General features: G+C 64.5%; 16 protein-coding genes. 9 read left to right on the top strand and 7 right to left on the bottom strand.

Annotation, left to right across the window (positions count from 1 at the left end; genetic code table 11):
* Positions 1 to 19: 19 nt before the first annotated feature.
* On the top strand, positions 20 to 427 hold the full coding sequence (locus tag R4P47_RS19725) for a MerR family transcriptional regulator (protein WP_269595169.1): 408 nt from the start codon (positions 20 to 22) through the stop codon (positions 425 to 427).
* 8 nt (positions 428 to 435) lie between these two features.
* Here the strand turns inward: R4P47_RS19725 and R4P47_RS19730 are convergent, their stop codons facing one another.
* Positions 436 to 1692, bottom strand: coding sequence for a lipase family protein (locus R4P47_RS19730; RefSeq protein WP_269595168.1), 1257 nt, complete (start codon positions 1690 to 1692; stop codon positions 436 to 438).
* 158 nt (positions 1693 to 1850) lie between these two features.
* Positions 1851 to 3437, bottom strand: a complete 1587-nt coding sequence (locus tag R4P47_RS19735; RefSeq protein ID WP_411567357.1) for a ribonuclease J — start codon at positions 3435 to 3437, stop codon at positions 1851 to 1853.
* A gap of 377 nt (positions 3438 to 3814) precedes the next feature.
* Between R4P47_RS19735 and R4P47_RS19740 the strand changes: the two genes are divergently transcribed.
* Genes R4P47_RS19740 through R4P47_RS19755 form a run of 4 tightly spaced genes read left to right on the top strand, consistent with a single transcriptional unit; the run spans position 3815 to position 8401 of the window.
* On the top strand, positions 3815 to 5305 hold the full coding sequence (locus R4P47_RS19740; RefSeq protein WP_269595166.1) for a SulP family inorganic anion transporter: 1491 nt from the start codon (positions 3815 to 3817) through the stop codon (positions 5303 to 5305).
* Positions 5306 to 5361: 56 nt separating this feature from the next.
* Positions 5362 to 6900, top strand: coding sequence for an NAD(P)/FAD-dependent oxidoreductase (locus tag R4P47_RS19745; RefSeq protein WP_317785519.1), 1539 nt, complete (start codon positions 5362 to 5364; stop codon positions 6898 to 6900).
* Positions 6897 to 7742 (top strand): SDR family NAD(P)-dependent oxidoreductase, encoded by an 846-nt coding sequence (locus R4P47_RS19750; protein ID WP_269595164.1) that lies wholly within the window; start codon positions 6897 to 6899, stop codon positions 7740 to 7742. Before R4P47_RS19745 ends, R4P47_RS19750 begins: the two co-directional genes overlap by 4 nt.
* A complete protein-coding gene (locus tag R4P47_RS19755) occupies positions 7739 to 8401 on the top strand; it encodes a TetR/AcrR family transcriptional regulator (RefSeq protein WP_269595163.1) in 663 nt (220 codons plus the stop codon). Before R4P47_RS19750 ends, R4P47_RS19755 begins: the two co-directional genes overlap by 4 nt.
* On the opposite strand, the gene R4P47_RS19760 is transcribed toward R4P47_RS19755, so the two are convergent.
* Entirely contained in the window at positions 8398 to 9330 is a 933-nt protein-coding gene (locus tag R4P47_RS19760) for an alpha/beta hydrolase (protein WP_317785520.1), read from the bottom strand. The genes R4P47_RS19755 and R4P47_RS19760 overlap by 4 nt on opposite strands.
* Positions 9331 to 9411: 81 nt before the next feature.
* Here R4P47_RS19760 and R4P47_RS19765 point away from each other — a divergent pair, with 81 nt between their 5' ends.
* Positions 9412 to 9954 (top strand): TetR/AcrR family transcriptional regulator, encoded by a 543-nt coding sequence (locus tag R4P47_RS19765; RefSeq protein ID WP_269595161.1) that lies wholly within the window; start codon positions 9412 to 9414, stop codon positions 9952 to 9954.
* A gap of 22 nt (positions 9955 to 9976) precedes the next feature.
* On the opposite strand, the gene R4P47_RS19770 is transcribed toward R4P47_RS19765, so the two are convergent.
* The 4 genes from R4P47_RS19770 to R4P47_RS19785 are packed head-to-tail and all read right to left on the bottom strand — an operon-like array spanning position 9977 to position 14800.
* The gene (locus tag R4P47_RS19770) at positions 9977 to 10924 is read right to left on the bottom strand and encodes a sensor domain-containing diguanylate cyclase (protein WP_269595160.1); all 948 of its coding nucleotides are present in this window, start codon (positions 10922 to 10924) and stop codon (positions 9977 to 9979) included.
* A 50-nt stretch (positions 10925 to 10974) separates the two neighbouring features.
* A complete protein-coding gene (locus R4P47_RS19775; RefSeq protein WP_411567358.1) occupies positions 10975 to 12243 on the bottom strand; it encodes a glucarate dehydratase family protein in 1269 nt (422 codons plus the stop codon).
* Positions 12243 to 13169 (bottom strand): 5-dehydro-4-deoxyglucarate dehydratase, encoded by a 927-nt coding sequence (locus tag R4P47_RS19780; RefSeq protein ID WP_269595159.1) that lies wholly within the window; start codon positions 13167 to 13169, stop codon positions 12243 to 12245. Before R4P47_RS19780 ends, R4P47_RS19775 begins: the two co-directional genes overlap by 1 nt.
* Before the next feature lie 32 nt (positions 13170 to 13201).
* Positions 13202 to 14800, bottom strand: a complete 1599-nt coding sequence (locus R4P47_RS19785) for an aldehyde dehydrogenase (NADP(+)) (protein WP_317785521.1) — start codon at positions 14798 to 14800, stop codon at positions 13202 to 13204.
* Positions 14801 to 15142: 342 nt separating this feature from the next.
* Between R4P47_RS19785 and R4P47_RS19790 the strand changes: the two genes are divergently transcribed.
* Genes R4P47_RS19790 through R4P47_RS19800 form a run of 3 tightly spaced genes read left to right on the top strand, consistent with a single transcriptional unit; the run spans position 15143 to position 18836 of the window.
* The gene (locus R4P47_RS19790) at positions 15143 to 16486 is read left to right on the top strand and encodes an MFS transporter (RefSeq protein ID WP_269595157.1); all 1344 of its coding nucleotides are present in this window, start codon (positions 15143 to 15145) and stop codon (positions 16484 to 16486) included.
* A gap of 32 nt (positions 16487 to 16518) precedes the next feature.
* Entirely contained in the window at positions 16519 to 17865 is a 1347-nt protein-coding gene (locus tag R4P47_RS19795) for an enolase C-terminal domain-like protein (protein ID WP_317785522.1), read from the top strand.
* 14 nt (positions 17866 to 17879) lie between these two features.
* The gene (locus R4P47_RS19800; protein WP_317785527.1) at positions 17880 to 18836 is read left to right on the top strand and encodes a 2-hydroxyacid dehydrogenase; all 957 of its coding nucleotides are present in this window, start codon (positions 17880 to 17882) and stop codon (positions 18834 to 18836) included.
* Positions 18837 to 18939 lie beyond the last annotated feature (103 nt).

Here is an 18939-nt window from a genome sequence, read left to right on the forward strand (position 1 = left end):
GATCGAGGAGAGGCGGCACATGGCAGACGACGGCATGCACATGCAGATCGGACAGGTAGCTCAGAGAACCGAGCTGTCCATCCGTACGGTGCGTCACTACGACGACGTCGGCCTGGTCACGCCCTCTGCTCGGACCGTCGGCGGCTTCCGGCTGTACACCGAGTCCGATGTCGAACGCCTGCTCGTCATCCGTCGGATGAAGCCTCTGGACTTCACGCTGGCCGAGATGAAGCAGCTACTCGAATCCCTCGACGTTCTGGGCGCCGCGAACGCGACCGACGACGATCGGTCGTCGGCCGCGGCTTTCGTTCGTGAATGCCACGCCAAGGCAGAGGAAAGCTGCCGTACGTTGCGGCGGCAGCTCGCCTACGCAGAAGAACTCACCGAGGTGCTGTCGACTCGCGGGGCAGCAGCCCGGAGCGAGTAGGTTCGGCTCTAGCGGCCGAAGCTACTGCATCCGGGTCGAACCGGAATTCCCGCGAGGCGGTCGTCCAACCACGCGAATGCACCGGGAGCTCCACTGCCGGCAACGATGCTGTGCTCACCCAGGTATTCCTCGAGGCGGACGTCGGCTCCGCGTGAACACCACTTGTCGAACACGGCCTCGGGACCTTCCTTCGGAATCCAGAACTCCTGCTGTCCGTGATACACGAATACTGGTGCCGTCGGGGTTCCGCCGTCTCCCAATCGATTCTGATCGGCAACCGCGAGCGCCAGTGGCGAATCGAACGCATCGGGAGTGATGGACAGTGACTCGATGCGGATCGGAGCAACGATTCCGAACGGTGCAATCCCGACGATGCACAGGTCCTTCGACGCCTGTGCGAGCCGCCACCCGTCGTCGTTGTAGAGCGACAGCATCTCCGGGTACTCGCGCGCAACGCCCATCGCTGCCGCGAGGAACACCGCCGCCGCTGCGTTGCCGTTCATGGACTGACGTAGCAGCGCGAAGTCGGTGGGCGTTCCGCCGAACGCTGCGCCGACGATGTTCAGTTCGGGGGCGTAGGCCGGAGCCTCCTGCACGGCCCAGCCCGATGCGATCGCCCCACCCGAGTAGCCCGTAATACCGAGGGGCGCAGTCGGATCGAGGCCGACCACGTCGGTCGTGACCGCACCGCGCAGACCGTCGAGTACGGCGTGCGCCGCCATCGGTCCGACGGCGTACGCATGGCGTGGCCCCTGATGGTCGGTGACTACGACGGCGTAGCCCCGCGCCAGAAGCAGCTGCACGGGTGCCAATTCCGGAGCAATACCCCGTTGCATGGTCCACGATGGCTCACACGTGGCGCCGAGCGAATCGATGGCCATGTTGTAGGCGACAACAGGGCGCGGACCCGGCGAGGTCCAGGGTGCGGTCGGGACGATGACGCTGGTGACGATGGCAGCGGGGCGGTCCTTCGCGTCGGTCGAGGCGACCAGCAGTTGGGTGGTGGTGGCCGGGGTGACAAGTGGTCCGACGGTGACGCTGCGGGTCCGCAGAACTGTTCCGGGAGCGGCTGTTTCGTATCCGGGCGGCGGAACGACCCACGGATCGTCGAGCGGTGTCGCGGCGATCGATTCGGCGGTTCGCGGTGGATTCTGGAAATCGCCGAGTGGATCGGCACCCGCCGACCATTGCCCGCCCGACACCACCAACGAAACCGCAGCGACCGCCGCTGCACACCGACGGCCGAACTTCGCGAACTTCCCCATCTGAGACCCCCCGGTCCAAGTTCCGGATCGTTACCGGAGCTTTCCAAACGACTCTAGGGGCCGGAACCATCTACAGGGGCCGAACGCACTATTTTCTCGGATCGAACCATGATGAATTGCTTCGGCGTCACGTCACCTCGCCACTCACACGAGACGCTTTAGCCGTCGACGACCACCGGGACGATGAGGGGCTGACGGCCAAGGGTCTGCTTGGCCCATCGCGCCGATTCCTGCACGATGCGCTTCTCGATGTGCTCGCGTGAGGCGACGTTCCCGTCGCTCTCGCGGGTCAGAGTCTTGCCGATCGCCTTCGCCAGTGAGTCGAAAGCGTTGGCCTCGTGGGCGAATCCCCGTCCGATGAAGTCGACGTCGTCGACCAGCAGGCCGGTGTCGGGGTCCACGATCGCGATGACGGTCAGCACGCCCTCGTTCGCGAGCAGACGACGTTCGGCCAGCGAATCCTCCGTCACACCGCCTACGGCACTGCCGTCGACATAGATCAGTTCGATGGGGACGGAGCCGGTGATCTGCGCGACGCCGTCGAACAGATCGATGACGCTTCCGTTCTCGGCGATCAACACTCGATCGCGGGGAACGCCGGTCCTGATCGCGAGATCGGCGTTGGCGCGCAGATGCCGCGACTCACCGTGTACGGGAAGCACATTGGCGGGTTCGAGGATGTTGTAGCAGTAGACGAGCTCACCTGCGCTGGCGTGACCGGAGACGTGCACCTTGGCATTTCCCTTGTGCACCACGCGTGCACCCTTCTCGACCAGGCCGTTGATGACGCGGTAGATCGCGTTCTCGTTTCCGGGGATGAGGCTGCTCGCCATCAGTACGGTGTCGCCGTCGCCGACCTTGATCTGATGCTCACCCGACGCCATCCGCGACAGCGCAGCGAGAGGCTCGCCCTGCGATCCGGTGCAGATCAGCGTGATCTTGTTCGCCGGAAGTCGGTTGAGCTTCGGCAGATCGACGACGAGCCCGTCGGGCACATCGAGGTAATTCAGATCGGTCGCAATCTTCATGTTGCGCACCATCGATCGGCCCACGAACGCAACCTTGCGGCCCTGCGCATGCGCGGCGTCGAGTACCTGTTGAATGCGGTGCACGTGACTGGCGAAGCTCGACACGATCACGCGCCCCGTCGTTTCGCGGAACACCTTCTCGATGGCCGGGACCAGATCGCGTTCGGAGACCATGAACCCGGGAACTTCGGCGTTGGTGGAGTCGACGAGAAGCAGGTCGAGCCCTTCCTCGCCGAGGCGTGCGAAGCTGCGGAGATCGGTGATCCGGCCGTCCAGCGGGAACTGGTCCATCTTGAAGTCGCCGGTGTGCAGCACAAGCCCGGCGTCGGTGCGAATGGCGATGGCGAGACCGTCGGGAATCGAGTGGTTGACGGCGATGAACTCGAGCTCGAACGGGCCTTCCTGACGGGTTTGGCCCGCCTCGACCTCGATCAGCTTTGTCGAGACCTTGAACTCCTCGAACTTGGCAGCAAGGAAGTGCAGTGTCAGACGTGACGAGATGACGGGGATGTCGCCGCGCTCGCGCAGCAGGTACGGGACGCCACCGATGTGATCCTCGTGTCCGTGGGTGAGGACGATCGCGACGACGTCGTCGAGACGATCGCGGATGCAACTCCAGTCGGGGAGGATGACGTCGACGCCGGGCTGGTGCTCTTCGGGGAACAGGACGCCGCAGTCGACGATCAGCAGTTTTCCGTCGTATTCGAAGACGGTCATGTTCCGACCGATCTCGCCGAGACCGCCGGTCGCGATCACGCGAAGGTGCCCTGCCTGGAGCGCGGAGGAGGATCGCTTTCTCGGTGCGGCGGGGGATCTGCGGTTCCGTGGTGATCTCGACATGCCTCTTACGCTACGGGGGGCCTCCGACCTGGTGTCGACCCCGGTCCGAAGACTGCCGATTTGCGTCAACTCTACTGTTGCGTAAGAGTAGGGATCAGTTTCCCGACTGTTTCTCCCCACCTGATGTGTGCGAGACGCGTGAGATGCCCATCGGGCTCCACGAACAAAGCCTTCGGGCGCAGCGATGCGCCCACCCATGGACGAGAGCGGCCGTTGGTCGGCACGTGAAGTCCATCGATCACGAATGGAGAGATATGAGCGACTCCGCCGAGCGGATTCCGACCGTCATGGGTGCCCTGCGGTCCCCCCGAATGCTCAAAACCGAGGTGCTGGCCGGCCTGGTTGTCGCGTTGGCGCTGATCCCCGAGGCCATCGCGTTCTCGATCATTGCCGGCGTCGATCCGCGAGTGGGCCTGTTCGCGTCTTTCACGATGGCGGTGTCCATCGCGTTCCTGGGCGGTCGTCCCGCGATGATCTCTGCGGCCACTGGCGCGATTGCCCTGGTCATCGCCCCGGTCGCCAAGCAGTACGGCCTCGACTACTTCATCGCCACCGTCATCCTCGCCGGCGTCCTCCAGGTGGTTCTCGGGGTCCTCGGCGTTGCCAAGCTGATGCGCTTCATTCCTCGCAGCGTCATGGTGGGCTTCGTCAACGCACTGGCAATTCTGATCTTCACCTCGCAGTTTCCGTCGCTCATCGGCGTTCCGTGGCTGGTGTACCCGCTGGTGGCCGTCGGTCTGCTGATCATGTTCCTGCTCCCCAAGGTCACCTCCGTCGTTCCCGCACCGCTGGTCGCCATCGTGCTGCTGACCGTTGCCACGGTGGTGTTCGCGCTGAACGTCCCCAACGTCGGCGGTGAAGGCGAGCTGCCGTCGAGCCTGCCCGCCCTGCTGTTTCCCGACGTTCCCCTGAATCTCGAAACCCTGAGCATCATCGCTCCGTACGCGTTCGCCATGGCCATCGTCGGGCTGCTCGAGTCGCTGCTCACCGCCAAGCTCGTCGACGACGTCACCGACACTCACTCGAACAAGACCCGCGAGAGCTGGGGCCAGGGCGCAGCCAACGTCATCACCGGCTTCTTCGGCGGCATGGGTGGTTGCGCGATGGTCGGCCAGACGATGATCAACGTCAAGGCCTCGGGTGCCCGGACGCGCATCTCGACGTTCCTCGCCGGTGTGTTTCTGCTGATTCTGGTGGTCGGACTCGGCGATGTCGTTGCGTTGATTCCGATGGCCGCTCTGGCGGCCGTCATGATCATGGTCGCGATCGGCACGATGGACTGGCACAGCATTCATCCGAAGACGTTGCGGCGCATGCCCAAAAGCGAAACAGCAGTCATGCTGGCAACCGTGGTCGTCACCGTCGCCACCCACAACCTGGCCTACGGAGTCGTGGTGGGAGTGGTCACCGCGATGGTGCTGTTCGCCCGACGGGTCGCCCACCTGACCGAGGTCGTCGATGTGGCTCATCCCGACGAGGACACTCGCGTGTACGCGGTGAAGGGTGAATTGTTCTTCGCGTCGAGCAACGATCTGATCTATCAGTTCGACTACGTGGGAGATCCGAAGAACGTCGTCATCGACATGTCGGAGTCGCACATCTGGGATGCATCGACCGTCGCAACCCTCGATGCCATCACCTCGAAGTACGAGGCGAAGGGCAAACATGCCCTGATCATCGGACTGAACGTCGCATCTGCCGAACGGCACGTTCGATTGAGTGGGCAGCTGTCCGGCGGGCACTGACGCAGCAAGTCCGAGTCCGAAACCATTGCGGAATCGCGCGTCATCACTTTAAAGTGATGACGCGCGTCATCGGATCGCGTTTCGTGCGGGAGGGGTTCGTCAGCATGCACATTCACACCGCGGTGATCATCGGCAGCGGTTTCGGTGGCCAGTGCGCCGCGAAAGCACTGCTCGATCGGGGAATCGACGACCTCGTGATTCTCGAAAGGCGTCCCTTCCTCGGTGGCACGTGGAAGCAGAACCGCTACCCGGGTGCAGCCGTCGACGTGCAGAGTCCGCTCTACTCGATTGCGTCGGAGCCGTTCGAGTGGACGCGGATGTTCGCCGAACGTGAGGAACTCGACCGGTACACCCAGCACGTGCTCGATTCCAACGGGCTGCCTGCCCGAACACATGCGAACACGGATGTGCAGAAGATCGAATGGGTCGGTGATCACTGGGCGATCTCCACCTCGCGCGGCGAGTATGCGGCGAAGTTCGTGGTCAATGCCTCGGGACCCCTCAGCACCCCCGTCGTACCGCCGTTCCCTGGCCGAGAGAAGTTTCAGGGCAAGCAGTTTCACACGAACGACTGGGACACCGGGTACGACCACGCCGGCAAGCGGGTGGCCATCGTCGGCAGCGGTGCCAGTGCCGCGCAGGTGATCCCTGCGATCCAACCCGACGTGGAGCAGCTGCACGTTTTCCAGCGCACCCCGCACTGGGTGATGCCCCGTCACGATCGCGAATTCACGCCGTGGCAGCGCAGGTTGCTGAAGTTGGAACCGATCCGCAGGCTGGTCCGCGCGGGGATCTACTGGAGTCTCGAAACTCGCATCATCGGCTTCAAGTACTCGCGGACGATGTTGAAAGCGGTGGCGCAGCGAACTGCGTTGAAGCACATCGAGTCTCAGGTGCCGGATTCCGAGCTTCGAGCGAAAGTAACCCCGGACTACGTCATCGGATGCAAGCGGGTTCTGCTGTCCAACACGCTCTATCCCGCGCTGGGGCAGGCGAACGTCACCCTGCACGACAAGAACGACGGCATCTCGGAAATCACCGAGACCGGTATCGTCACCACCACAGGCGAACACGTCGATGTCGATCTTCTGGTGTGGTCCACCGGATACGACGCCACCGACGGAGTCATCTCGTACCCGGTGATCGGACGCGACGGCCGAGCCCTGTCCGACGTCTGGGATCCCTACCCACGTGCCTACCTCGGCACCACGATTCCCGGATTCCCCAACCTGTTCGTCGTCACCGGACCGAACACCGGAATCGGCCACACCTCTGCGATCTTCCTCATCGAGGCGCAGATGGAGTACATCGTGCGGGCCGTCGACGCCGTCCGGCAGGTGGGTGCGACGGCCATCGAGGTCACCGCAGCTGCCGAGCAGGAATACACCGACACGATTCATCGCGAGATGGAGGGCACCGTCTGGAAGGACGGTGGCTGCCACAGCTGGTACCAGTCCAAATCCGGACACGTCGTTGCCATGTTCCCCGGGTTCAGCTTCACATTTCGCCGGTGGGCCAAGCGTTTTCGCCCCGAGGCCCATCACATTCACCGGTCGTCCACCGAGGCGACGACGAAGGACGAGGTATCGGCATGAGCAAGCACACCGGCCAGGTCGCGCTGATCACCGGCGCGGCAGGCGGCATCGGTTCCGCCGTCGCCACTGCGCTGCATCGACGTGGTGCCTCGATCGTTCTGGTCGACATGAAATCCACCGATCTCGAATCGGTGGCGGCGAAGCTGGGTAACCAGCGCGTGGCGATCGCGTACGCCGACGTCACGGTGCGCGAGCAGCTCGACGCAGCCGTCGCAACCGCGATCGACACCTTCGGCACGCTCGACGTAGTGATGGCCAACGCCGGAATCTCCAGTGGTGCGCGGGCATCGACCGTTCGCTCCGTGGACGACGGAGTCTTCGAGCGGGTCATCGGCGTCAACCTGATCGGCGTGTGGAACACGGTGCGGGCCGCTCTGCCACACATCGTCGAGTCCGGGGGTTACGTGCTGCTCACCTCGTCCACGTACGCGTACCTCAACGGCCTGGCGAATGCGCCGTACGCGGCTTCGAAGGCGGCGGTCGAGCAGCTCGGTCGTGCTCTGCGCGCGGAACTTGCGGGCACGAAAGCGACTGCCGGAGTGCTGTATCCGGGATGGGTGGCGACGCCGATCGCCGAGGTCGCATTCGGCGGCGACGACGTGGCGACGGCCATGATCGACCGGGCTTTTCCCTCGCCCCTGCTCCGTCCGATCACGCCGGACAAGCTCGCGCGCGTGGCCGTTCGAGGTATCGGACGGCGGGCTGCGCGTATCGCCGTCCCCGGTCGCTGGATCCCGATCTCGATACTGCGCGGCATCGTGAACCCGATCATGGACGCCGCGATGGAGCGGGACGCCGAATTGATCCGTCTGACTGCCGAATTGGATGCCCGACGGTCATGAGCACGGTGTCCGAAGCCGCAGGTCGCGCCTACGGCGGTGAGAGCGCGGCCGATCGTGACGATCGCCGGCGGCGGCAGCTGCTCGACGCCGGGCTACGGGTGTTCGGCAGCGTCGGATACCGGGCCGCGACGGTCCGCGGACTGTGCCGCGAAGCCAAGATCGCCGATCGAGACTTCTATCGGCACTTCGACAAGACCGAGGACCTGCTGCTTGCCGTTTACTCCGAATGCATTGCACGCCTCACCGATTCGGTATCCGACGCAATCGTGCAGGTGGATCGGGACGGTGATCTCAGGGATGTTGCGAAGCAGTTGCTCGACCCCTTCTTCCAGGTAATCGAAGATCCGCACCTGGCCCGGGTGGTGTGGATGGAGGTGCTCGGGGTCAGCCCCCGCGTCGAGCAGACGTACCTGACGGTGATGCAGCAATTCGGGACCCTGCTGCTCGGCTACCTCCGCACGTTCGCAGGCGATGTTCCCTCGGGCCCCGATCTGGATGTCGACCTGCTCGCCACCGCGGCCATCGGCGGCATCAGCCACACCGCGATGACCTGGTATCAGAGTGGCTACGCCGCAGACCGACGCATCGTCGTTGCGACCATCGCGACCATGCTGGCCAACATCGTTTCACCCCTCGCTGCGGAATCAGCGCGCCATTAGCCCTGGCTCACCGGCACAACTCTTTTCAGGAATGCGAGTTGTTCCTCGATGATGGTCGGGAACAGCGGCTGCACGTAGGGGTCGAAGTGTCCACCCTTGTGGATGTGCACGGTGGCGTCGGGAATCCTGCGCGCGATCTTCTGGCACACCGCCGCAGGCGTGATGGCGTCCTCCGACATGATCTGCACCAGTACCGGACAGGTGATCTTCGACGCGGTTCTACCCGGCGAGTACAGCCCGATGCGTAGAAGGATCCGTGCTGCAACGGTTTCGGGGTAGGCACCGGATTCGAGCCCGGACTCGGCGAGAAGTTTGTCGCGACCGGGCGCGGCGTCGGGCGTGGCCATCACAGCGACATCACCGGGGTAGCCGACGGATTCGACGTAGCGGGGGGATTTCCCGCGCACTGCGCGGATCTGGTCGATCACTGCCGATGGGGCGAGCTTCACGGTGCGCCGAAGTCCGGTGGCGCGCACGGCTGCGATGCCGTCGACGTGCGGAACCTGAGCGATGACAGCGGCGAAATTTTCCCCGGCACCTGCCCTGGTGAGCACGTGTCCGCCGGCGAAGGAGGTGCCCCAACCGACGATGCGAGCGGAGTCCACACCGTCGAGAGTCCTGGCGTAGGCGACGGCGTTGGTCCAGTCGACGAGCTGCTTGCCGATGTCCAGGAGCTGCCGGGGCTGGCCGTCGCTGTCGCCGAAGTGGCGGTAGTCGAAGACGAGAACCGTGTAGCCGGCGCGGGCGAAGATCTCCGCGTAGGCGAACAGGCGAATGGCACGCGGGGTGCCGAATCCGTGGGCCATCACCACAGCCGGTGTGTCGGCGGTGGCTCCGGTCGGCCGATACACCGCAGCGGCGCAGCGCACTCCCTCGGAGTCGAACCATTCGTCGGTGCGGGTGTATCCGGCCTGGTCGTCGGCGCTCATGTGGTGGTCCTTCGTCTGGTCCTTGATCGGCATTCAAGAAGCTAGCACTGTCTTGAATGATGATCAAGATATGATGCCGACATGCCGCGCAACCGTCGACCCGTCGATCGCGCCGAGAAGCGCTCCGAGATCGTGAGCGCCGCTCGGTCGCTGTTCGTCGACGACGGCTACGAGCACACGCCGATGGGGCGGATCGCGACTGCAGCCGGAGTGACCACCAATACGATCTACTGGTATTTCGGTGACAAGGACGAGCTACTCGTCGGTGTGCTGGACGAGATTCACACCGATGCGCTGGCTCGGTTCGCCGCGCTGACCGGGCTCTCGGTGAACGAGCAGGTCCTCTGGGTGGTGGAGGAGCTCGAGAAGTATCACCGGCTGGTCGACACAGTTCACTCCCGCACCTCGGTATCGTCGTGTCTCGACAAATGGCACAACAATTTTCACTCGTTGTGGGAGCAGTGGATCGCCGCCGAGCTACGCCGCGAGGAGGTCGCTGAAGCCGAGATCGAACCGACGACTCGCATGATCGTCTTCGTCGTCGAGGCCATGCTGACGCACCCACAGGACGAGGCGTCGAAACGCGCCATCATCGATCTGCTGTTCCGCAAGGTCGGCGTCTGACGGTCGTCGGATTGCTGGAACGTCAGTCGTGCATGGTCGTTCGGTTTCGGCCCAGTTTCTTCGACTCGTACAGCGCTCGGTCGGCGCGCTCGAAAGTCGCGCGGGCGGTCTCTCCGTCCTGTCGACATGCCACCCCTACCGAGATCGTCAGGTCCGCGGGCAACTCCGTCCGCACCCGATCTATGGCGGTGCGCAGCTCGGCACCCGTGCCGGTGATGCACAGTACGGTGAATTCGTCGCCGCCCGAGCGGCTCAGCAGATGCTGCGGCGGGAGGCAGTTGCGTAGTGCATCCGACACGGTGACGAGTGCGTGATCGCCTGCCGCGTGCCCGAAGTCGTCGTTGATCACCTTGAAGTGATCGATGTCCACCACGGCGACGGCGTCGATCTTTCCGCTCGCGACCGTTCCCGGCCGAGCGTCCAGCTCTCGGGTCAATCGCCGCCGATTCGCGAGTCGAGTCAGATCGTCGATCTCGGAGGTCGACGCCACGCTCTGGACCCAGGCCGCAGAGATCGCGATTGCCACGACAACGAGCTCGGCATTGACCACCAGAACGGGGTGCAGGTCTCCCACCGCGATGCCCAGGTACGCGATGTAGCTCGCGTTGAGAACCGTTGTACGCCAGGCGATCCGGTTGGGCAGGACGATGAACGCCGGCGTCACCAACAGTAGCTGGAGAAAGATCCCGGACAACGCCGCGATCTCGCCGCCCGCAGCGGTGCAGAACAAGGCGATACTCGTCAGGCCCGACAGATGCATCAACAGGTACAGCCGCCGGGAAAGTACCGGTGCCGCGGCGATCATGTACACGCCCAGTGCGCACCACAGCACGGCCAGCGCACACAGCACCGCGGCGACCCGGGGGGACGCCGCGACGACGATGACGACACCGACCAACCCGCTGACGAGGCAATTGACCCCGGACGTCCGCGCTACCGACGCAGGGGAGTACTGCCAGCCACTGTTCACACCACTAGCCTCTCGCACGGTCCCCACGACCTGCTGGCGAGTTTAGCCCCCTACCAGCGTGGGCACGTGTTCTCGAAGCTCGGATCGATGCTCTGCATGTAGCCGGTGTCGTCGCGGTCGCGGATACCGCAGTCGAGGTACTGCCGATGCAGCGCTGCGAGGGCGGCCTCGTCTATCTCGATGCCCAACCCCGGCCCCGTGGGCACGGCCACCGCACCGTCGACGACGTTCAACACCCCGGGTACGACGACGTCCTCGTTCTTCCACGGCCAGTGCGTATCGCAGGCGTAGGTCAGATTGGGCGTCGCCGCAGCCAGGTGCACCATGGCGGCCAGACTGATGCCGAGGTGGCTGTTCGAGTGCATCGACAGACCCAGCTCGAAGGTCTCGCAGATACCGGCGAGCAACCTCGATCGTTGCAGGCCGCCCCAGTAGTGATGGTCGGACAACACCACCTGTACCGAATCCTTCACCACCGCGGGCCGTAGATGATCGAACGCGACGACGCACATGTTGGTCGCGAGTGGCATCTTCGCCTCCCGCGCGACCTCGGCCATCCCGTCGAGTCCTGGTGTCGGGTCCTCGAGATACTCGACAATGCCGTCGAGCTCGGCGGCAACGCGGATGGAGGTGTCGACGGTCCACGCCGCATTGGGGTCCAGCCGGAGCGGTAGCTCGGGGAATGCCTCCCGCAGGGCCTTGATACCGGCGATCTCCTCGTCGGGCGGGAAGACGCCGCCCTTGACCTTGATGGCCTCGAAGCCGTACTCGTCGATCATCTTTCGAGCCTGCCGAACCAGGCCTTCCGGATCGATCGCCTCGCCCCATTCGTCGGGCTGCTGCCCGGGATGCGCAGCCCACTTGTAGAACAGGTACGCGCTGAACGGAACCGAATCGCGCACCTTGCCGCCGAGCAGATCCGACACCGGTCGTTGCAGTACTTTTCCCTGGACGTCCAGGCAGGCGATCTCGAAGGGTGAGAACACACGGTCGGTGGTGCTGGCCGTGGTGATCATTCCGGCGACGCCGTCACCACCGGTAATCGACAGGGTTCCGAGTACGGAGTCGACGGCGTCACGAATCGCGTTGAGTGCGAACACGTCCAGGCCGGTGATGGCCTGGGCCGCCGCGTCGAGACGAGCCAGGTGTGCGGTGTCGGCGTAGGTTTCACCGAGTCCGACGACGCCTGCATCGGTATCGAGCTGGATGATGGCGCGTAGTGCGTACGGCTGATGTACACCGACGGTGTTGAGCAACGGAGGGTCGGCGAACGCGATCGGGGTGATCCGAGCGCCGGTGATCAGAATCGGACCCTGCATCAGTGCACCGCGAGCTCGTCCGCCAGCACGGCCCGGCCGGCGGCGACGATCGCGGTCAGTTCCTCGAGGTGCGGTGCACTGATGTCCACCAGTGGCGGACGCACGGGGCCTGCCTCGATGCCCTCCATCGTCACGCCTGCCTTGATGAGAGAGACGGCGTAGCCGGGAACCTTGTCGCGTAGGCGAACCAGCGGGTGGAAGAACTCGCGCAGCAGTGCGGCTGTGAGTTTCTCGTTTCCGCTGTCGAGGGATCGGTAGAACGCCAGCGCAAGCTCGGGCGCGAAGGCGAACGTCGCCGAGGAGTACAGCGTGACACCGATGGCCCGGTAGGCCTGCTGCGAGACCTCGGCGGTGGGCAGGCCGTTGAAGAACTGGAAGGGCTTGCCCGACGGTTCCAGCGCGTCCAGTACCGCGCGAACGATGCGGCCGACCTGATCGAGATCGCCTGTTCCGTCTTTGAATCCGACGACGGTGGGGAGCTGCGCCACCTCGACGGCCGAGTCCTCGGTGAAGCGAGCGTTGCCGCGGTTGTAGACGATCAACGGCAGATCCGAGGCACCGGCAACGGCCTTGGTGTAGTTGACCAACCCGGCCTGCGGCATCGTCACCAGATAGGGCGGGAGCAACAGGATTCCGTCGGCTCCGTTGGCCTTCGCGCTCGCCGCGAATGCCTTTGCCTGGGCGACGGATCCGCCTGCACCGGCGTACACGGGTACGCGGCCGGCAACGACGTCGACCGCGGTGCGCACGATCTTGCCGAACTCTTCGCTTTCGAGAGCATGGAATTCGCCGGTGCCGCACGCGATGAACACTCCACCGGGTCCCGCATCGACACCCTTCGCGATGTGCGCGGCCAGCAGGTCGTAATCGACCTCACCGGCGGCAGTGAACGGGGTGACGGGGAAGAACAGGACTCCGTCGAGCATGGTGGTCTCCTCGAGAACTAGGTGGGGGTGAGTCAGTCTTGGGTGAGCTGGCCGTCGACGCGGCGGAAGATGCCCTCTGGGTTGCCGTCGGCAATTGCACTGGGCAGCAGAGGTTTCGGCACATCCTGGTAGGAAACAGGACGCAGGAAGCGCTCGATGGCCAGAGATCCGACCGAGGTGGTGCGGGAATTGGAAGTGGCGGGGAAGGGGCCGCCGTGCACCATTGCGTGGCCTACCTCGACGCCGGTGGGCCATCCGTCGAACAGGATGCGGCCGGCCTTGAGTTCGAGAACCGAGAGGAGTTTGCCTGCCTCGGCGTGATCGGACTCGTCGGCATGGACAGTGGCGGTCAGCTGCCCTTCGAGGAGCGCAGCGACGTCGCGAACCTGCTGTGCATCGGTGCAGCGAACGATGAGGCTCGACGCGCCGAACACCTCGGCCTGCGCTGCGTCGGAGGTGAGGAACGTATCGGCGTCGGTGGCGAACAGCGCTGCGCGGCAGGCATTCGGGGCCTGTGCGTCGGTACCCCTGGCGAGCTCGGTCACGACTTCGCTCAAAGTGTCGACGCCCTCGGCGTAGCTCGCGGCGATGTTCGGGGTCAGCATCGTGGTGGGTGTGGACTCCTGCACAGCGGCGGTGGCTGCCTCGGTGAAGGACTGCAGGCCGGGGCCGTCGACGGCGATGACGAGACCGGGGTTAGTGCAGAACTGGCCCGAGCCCATGGTCAGCGATGCGACGAAGGCGCGGCCGAGTTCGGCTCCGCGGGTGGCGAGTGCGCCGTCGAGGACGAACACGGGGTTGATGGAACTCATCTCGGCGTACACCGGGATGGGCTCGCGGCGACCGGCCGCTGCGGCGACGAGAGCCGTTCCGCCCGAGCGTGATCCGGTGAAGCCGACGGCCTTGATGCGAGGGTCGGTCACCAGAGCGGTACCGAGTCCGCGGCCGGAGCCGAACAGCAGTGAGAACGTTCCCGAGGGCATTCCGGTGGAGGACACAGCGTCGGCGATCGCGCGGCCGACCAGCTCGGACGTTCCCGGGTGGGCGTCGTGTGCTTTGACCACCACGGGGCATCCGGCCGCGAGGGCGGACGCGGTGTCGCCGCCGGCGACGGAGAAGGCGAGCGGGAAGTTGCTGGCACCGAACACTGCTACCGGTCCCAGGGGGATCTGTCGCTGGCGGATGTCGGCGCGGGGGAGGGGCGCGCGTTCGGGCTGGGCCGGATCGATACGGGCTCCGTTCCAACTACCCTCGCGCAGAACGGAAGCGAACAGACGCAGTTGTCCGGTGGTGCGGCCGACCTCGCCGGTGATGCGGGCCAGCGGAAGTCCCGACTCGGCGACGGTGCGCTCGATCAGGGTGTCGCCGAGCGCCGCGATGTTGTCGGCGATGGTCTCGAGGAACTGCGCGCGGGTCTCCGAGGACGTGGCCCGGTAGTCGGCGAAGGCGTCGGCCGCTGCGGCACAGGCCTTCTCGACGTCGTTGTTGTCTCCGTGCCCGTAGGCGGGTTCGAGATCTCTGCCGGTGCTGGGGTCGATTCCGTGAATCTGCGCGCCGGCACCGAATACCGGGACGCCGGCGATGATCATCCGGCCGGTGAGATTGGTGGACTGTGTCGTCGACGCTGTCATGGGGTGACTCCTACGGCTGTGATGCGGTGCGTGCACTGACGCCGAGGCGTGACCTGGCTCATAGCTCACCACGGTAGAAGGGCGATCGATACATGTCCAAGTCTAAAAAAGTCGTATTCGATCCACTCTTGGTATCGATCGCCCTGCCAGGTGTGATGGGCTCCCGTTGCGCGCACCGATGCCACTACTGCATCGGTCGATGCGCAGATGGTCTTGGACATGAATCGATCGAGAGTCCTAGTCTCGTCTGTGAGCCCAATCACTGGGCCGATCCATGCCTCTGCCGGTCACATTCGTGCATTGGTCGCGGGGAACCGCTCGAACTACAGAATGGAGCGATCGATGCCGATCACTCTCCCGCCGACGCCGGCGGTCGACTCTGCCGTTGCGAAGATATTCCGTCGGGTCGTCCCGCTGTTCATCATCATGCTGATTTGCAACCAGTTGAATCGATCGAATATCGGCTATGCCCGCGAGTACCTCGAGGCCGATGTCGGTATCGGCGCTGCGGCATATGGATTCGGAGCCGGCGTCTTCTTCATCGCGTACGCGCTCTTCGAGCTTCCGAGCAACGTGATGATGGAGAAGTTCGGTGCCAAGATCTGGCTGACTCGCATCATGGTCAGTTGGGGCACCATTTCGTTTGCCATGGCCTTCGTCAACGGTCCCGAGATGTTCTACATCCTGCGGTTTCTGCTCGGTGCAGCCGAGGCCGGATTCTTCCCGGCCATCATCTTCTACTTCGCCAAATGGTTGCCCAACAGCCACCGCGGCCGTGCCACAGCACTGTTCGTCGCCGGATCCTCGGTTGCCGCTGCGATCTCCGGGCCACTGTCGGGTCCGCTGCTCTCGCTCGACGGTCTCTTCGGTGCCCGCGGCTGGCAGTACCTGTTCGGCATCGAAGGTCTGCTCTCCGTCGTCGTGGGCATCATTGCCTACTTCCTCATCGACTCGCACGTCAAGGATGCGAAGTGGCTCACCGACGAGGAGAAGCATGATCTGAACACCGCCATCGCCGTCGAGGAAGCAGAGAAGGCGCGCACCTCCGGCATGGGCGACGGCCGGTCGCGCTGGAAGATGCTGCTCGATCCCAAGCTGCTGCTGTTCATCTGGATCTACTTCGCAATCCAGCTCTCGATCTACGCCAACACTTTCTGGCTTCCGTCCATCGTCCGACGGATCGACGGAACCAACGACATCACCGTCGGCTTGCTGTCGTCGCTGCCATGGATCTGTGCCGTGTTCGCCATGTACTACATGTCCAAGATCGGCGACCGCACCGGTAACCGTCGACCACTGTTGATCATCGCGCTACTCACCGCGGCTGTGGGTACTTTGGCGGCCGCAGTGGCGTCACCGTGGATCGCGCTGATCTTCCTGTGCATCGCAGCAATGGGATTCAAGAGTGCCAGCCCGCTGTTCTGGTCGTTCCCGCAGTCGACTTTGCATCCGATGGTCCTTGCCGCCGCCATCGCCGTCATCAACTCGGTCGGCAACCTCGGGGGCTTCGTCGCACCGTTCGGCTTCGGATTGATCCAGGAAGCCACCGGTTCGGTTACCTGGGGCCTCTATGCGCTGGCCGGCGCGTCTGCTCTCGCCGCGCTGTCCGTTCTGCTCATCAAGAAACCGCGCGGGGTGGTGGCCGCGACTGAGGGCCGCGACGCTCCCGTCACCCTGACCAAATAGCATTCGACACCACCGGCCGAGAGGGTCCGATCATGAACTCCCAGAACAGCACCCCCGTCGTCACCGAGATGCGCGTCATTCCCATTGCCGGTCACGACGACATGCTGCTGAACCTCAGTGGAGCCCACGCCCCGTACTTCACCCGCAATCTGGTGGTGCTCACCGATTCGGATGGGCGCATCGGTGTCGGTGAAGTGCCCGGCGGAGAGGCGATCCGGCAGACTCTCGAGGATGCGCGGGTACTCGTCGAGGGCCAGGGCATCGGTCGGTACAACGCCGTTCTGGCCGAGATGCGCCGCACGTTCGCCGATCGTGATGCCGGGGGCCGAGGCGCGCAGACCTTCGATCTGCGGATCGCGATTCACGCTGTGACCGCGGTGGAATCGGCGTTACTGGATCTGCTCGGCCAGCATCTCGGCGTCAGCGTCGCTGCGTTGCTGGGAGACGGTCAGCAGCGTGACAAGGTCCAGGCTCTGGGCTACCTGTTCTTCGTCGCCGATCGCACCAAGACCGACCTCGCCTACCGTGGTGCAGCCGACGAGGCCGCGGGGGCCGACGACTGGATGCGCATCAGGCACGAGGAGGCGATGGATCCCGAGTCGATCGTGCGCCTCGCCGAGGCGGCGCAGGCCCGGTACGGATTCCAGGACTTCAAGCTCAAGGGTGGTGCGCTGCCCGCCGCCGAGGAGGCCGCTGCGGTGCGCGCATTGGCCGAGCGATTCCCCGAGGCTCGAATCACGTTGGATCCCAACGGCGGTTGGTTGCTGAAGGACGCGATCGAGACGTGTCGTGGCCTGCGGGATGTCCTGGCCTACGCCGAAGATCCCGTCGGACCGGAGGGCGGATTCTCCGGTCGAGAAGTGATGACCGAATTCAAGCGCGCCACCGGGTTGCAGACCGCGACCAACATGATCGCAACCGACTGGCGCGAGATGGGCCACACCATCCGATCCGGCGCGGTGGACATCCCGTTGGCCGACCCGCACTTCTGGACGATGGCCGGTTCGGTCCGCGTAGCGCAGCTGTGCGATGCGTGGGGTCTGACGTGGGGTTCGCACTCCAACAACCACTTCGACGTGTCACTGGCCATGTTCACCCACGTCGCCGCGGCCGCTCCAGGAACGATCACGGCCATCGACACGCACTGGATCTGGCAGGACGGACAGCGAGTGACCAAGGAGCCGTTCACGATCGAGGACGGCTACCTCACCGTGCCCGACAAGCCGGGTCTGGGTGTCGAGCTCGACTTCGAGCAGGTCGATGCGGCGCACGAGCTGTACCAGAAGGAAGGTCTCGGTTCCCGTGACGACTCCATCGGTATGCAGTACCTCATCGAGGGATGGACGTTCGACAGCAAGCGGCCGGCCCTGGTGCGATGAGTTCCGGTGCGCGGATGAAGATCGTCGTCGGCGATCGTAATGTGCTGCCACATCGGGAGCAGTTCGAGTCGGCGTTACCGGCCGATGCCGAGGTGGTCTGGTGCATCCCGTTCGACGAAGACCGGGTCATCGACGAGCTTGCCGATGCGGATGTGTATGTCGGCGGCAAGTTCAGCGCTGCCATGGGTGCCGCTGCGCCGAAGCTACGCATGGTGCACGTCGCAGGCGCTGGAACGGACAACGTCGATCGTTCCCGCTTGGGTCCCGATGTGCAGGTGTGCAACACGTTTCACCACGAGCAGTCGATTGCCGAGTATGTCGTTGCTGCGACCGTGATGTTGCGACGTAAGTTTCTGCAACAGGATCGGGCGCTGCGCGCGGGCCGGTTCGCGACCGCTGTCTACGATCCGAGCATCGCGCAACCGTTGTCGTTGAGCGGTGCCCGCATCGGATTCGTCGGGTTCGGGCATATCGGTCGAAGAACCTGGCAACTGTTCCAGGCCTATGGGGCAACCGGCGCTGCGGTCACTGGCAGCGGACTGGCTCCGAATGAGGGCCTCGAATGGGTCGCTGATGCAGAGGGTTTGACGAGGCTAGCCGAGTTCGCGGATGTTCTCGTGGTCTCCGCACCGCTGAACGAGCACACTCGCGGGATGATCGGTGCCGAGGAACTTCGGACGCTGGGTGAGGACGGGATACTCGTCAACGTCGGCCGTGGGCCCTTGGTGCAGGAACAACCTCTGTTCGACGCACTGTCCCGCAACGAGATCGCCGCAGCTGCAATCGATGTCTGGTACCGCTACCCGGGGCCGGACGGGGTGGGCGAACCGAGTTCTCTGCCGTTCCGCGAACTCGACAACGTGCTGATGACGCCCCACTCGTCGGGCGTCACGCACCACACGTTCGTGGGACGAGTCGCCGATATCGCGTCGAATATCTCTGCATTGGGGCCGCGGGCAGTGGAGCGCTGACGCCGCGAAGCGGCTCTTCCACGCACATGGCGCGCGGCGGAGCGTACTGTTTCTCGGGTGACAGACGCTCACCAGGCATCGCGATGGTCCGCGATCTTCAGGC

Source organism: Rhodococcus sp. IEGM 1370, assembly GCF_033142325.1.
GTDB lineage: Bacteria > Actinomycetota > Actinomycetes > Mycobacteriales > Mycobacteriaceae > Rhodococcoides.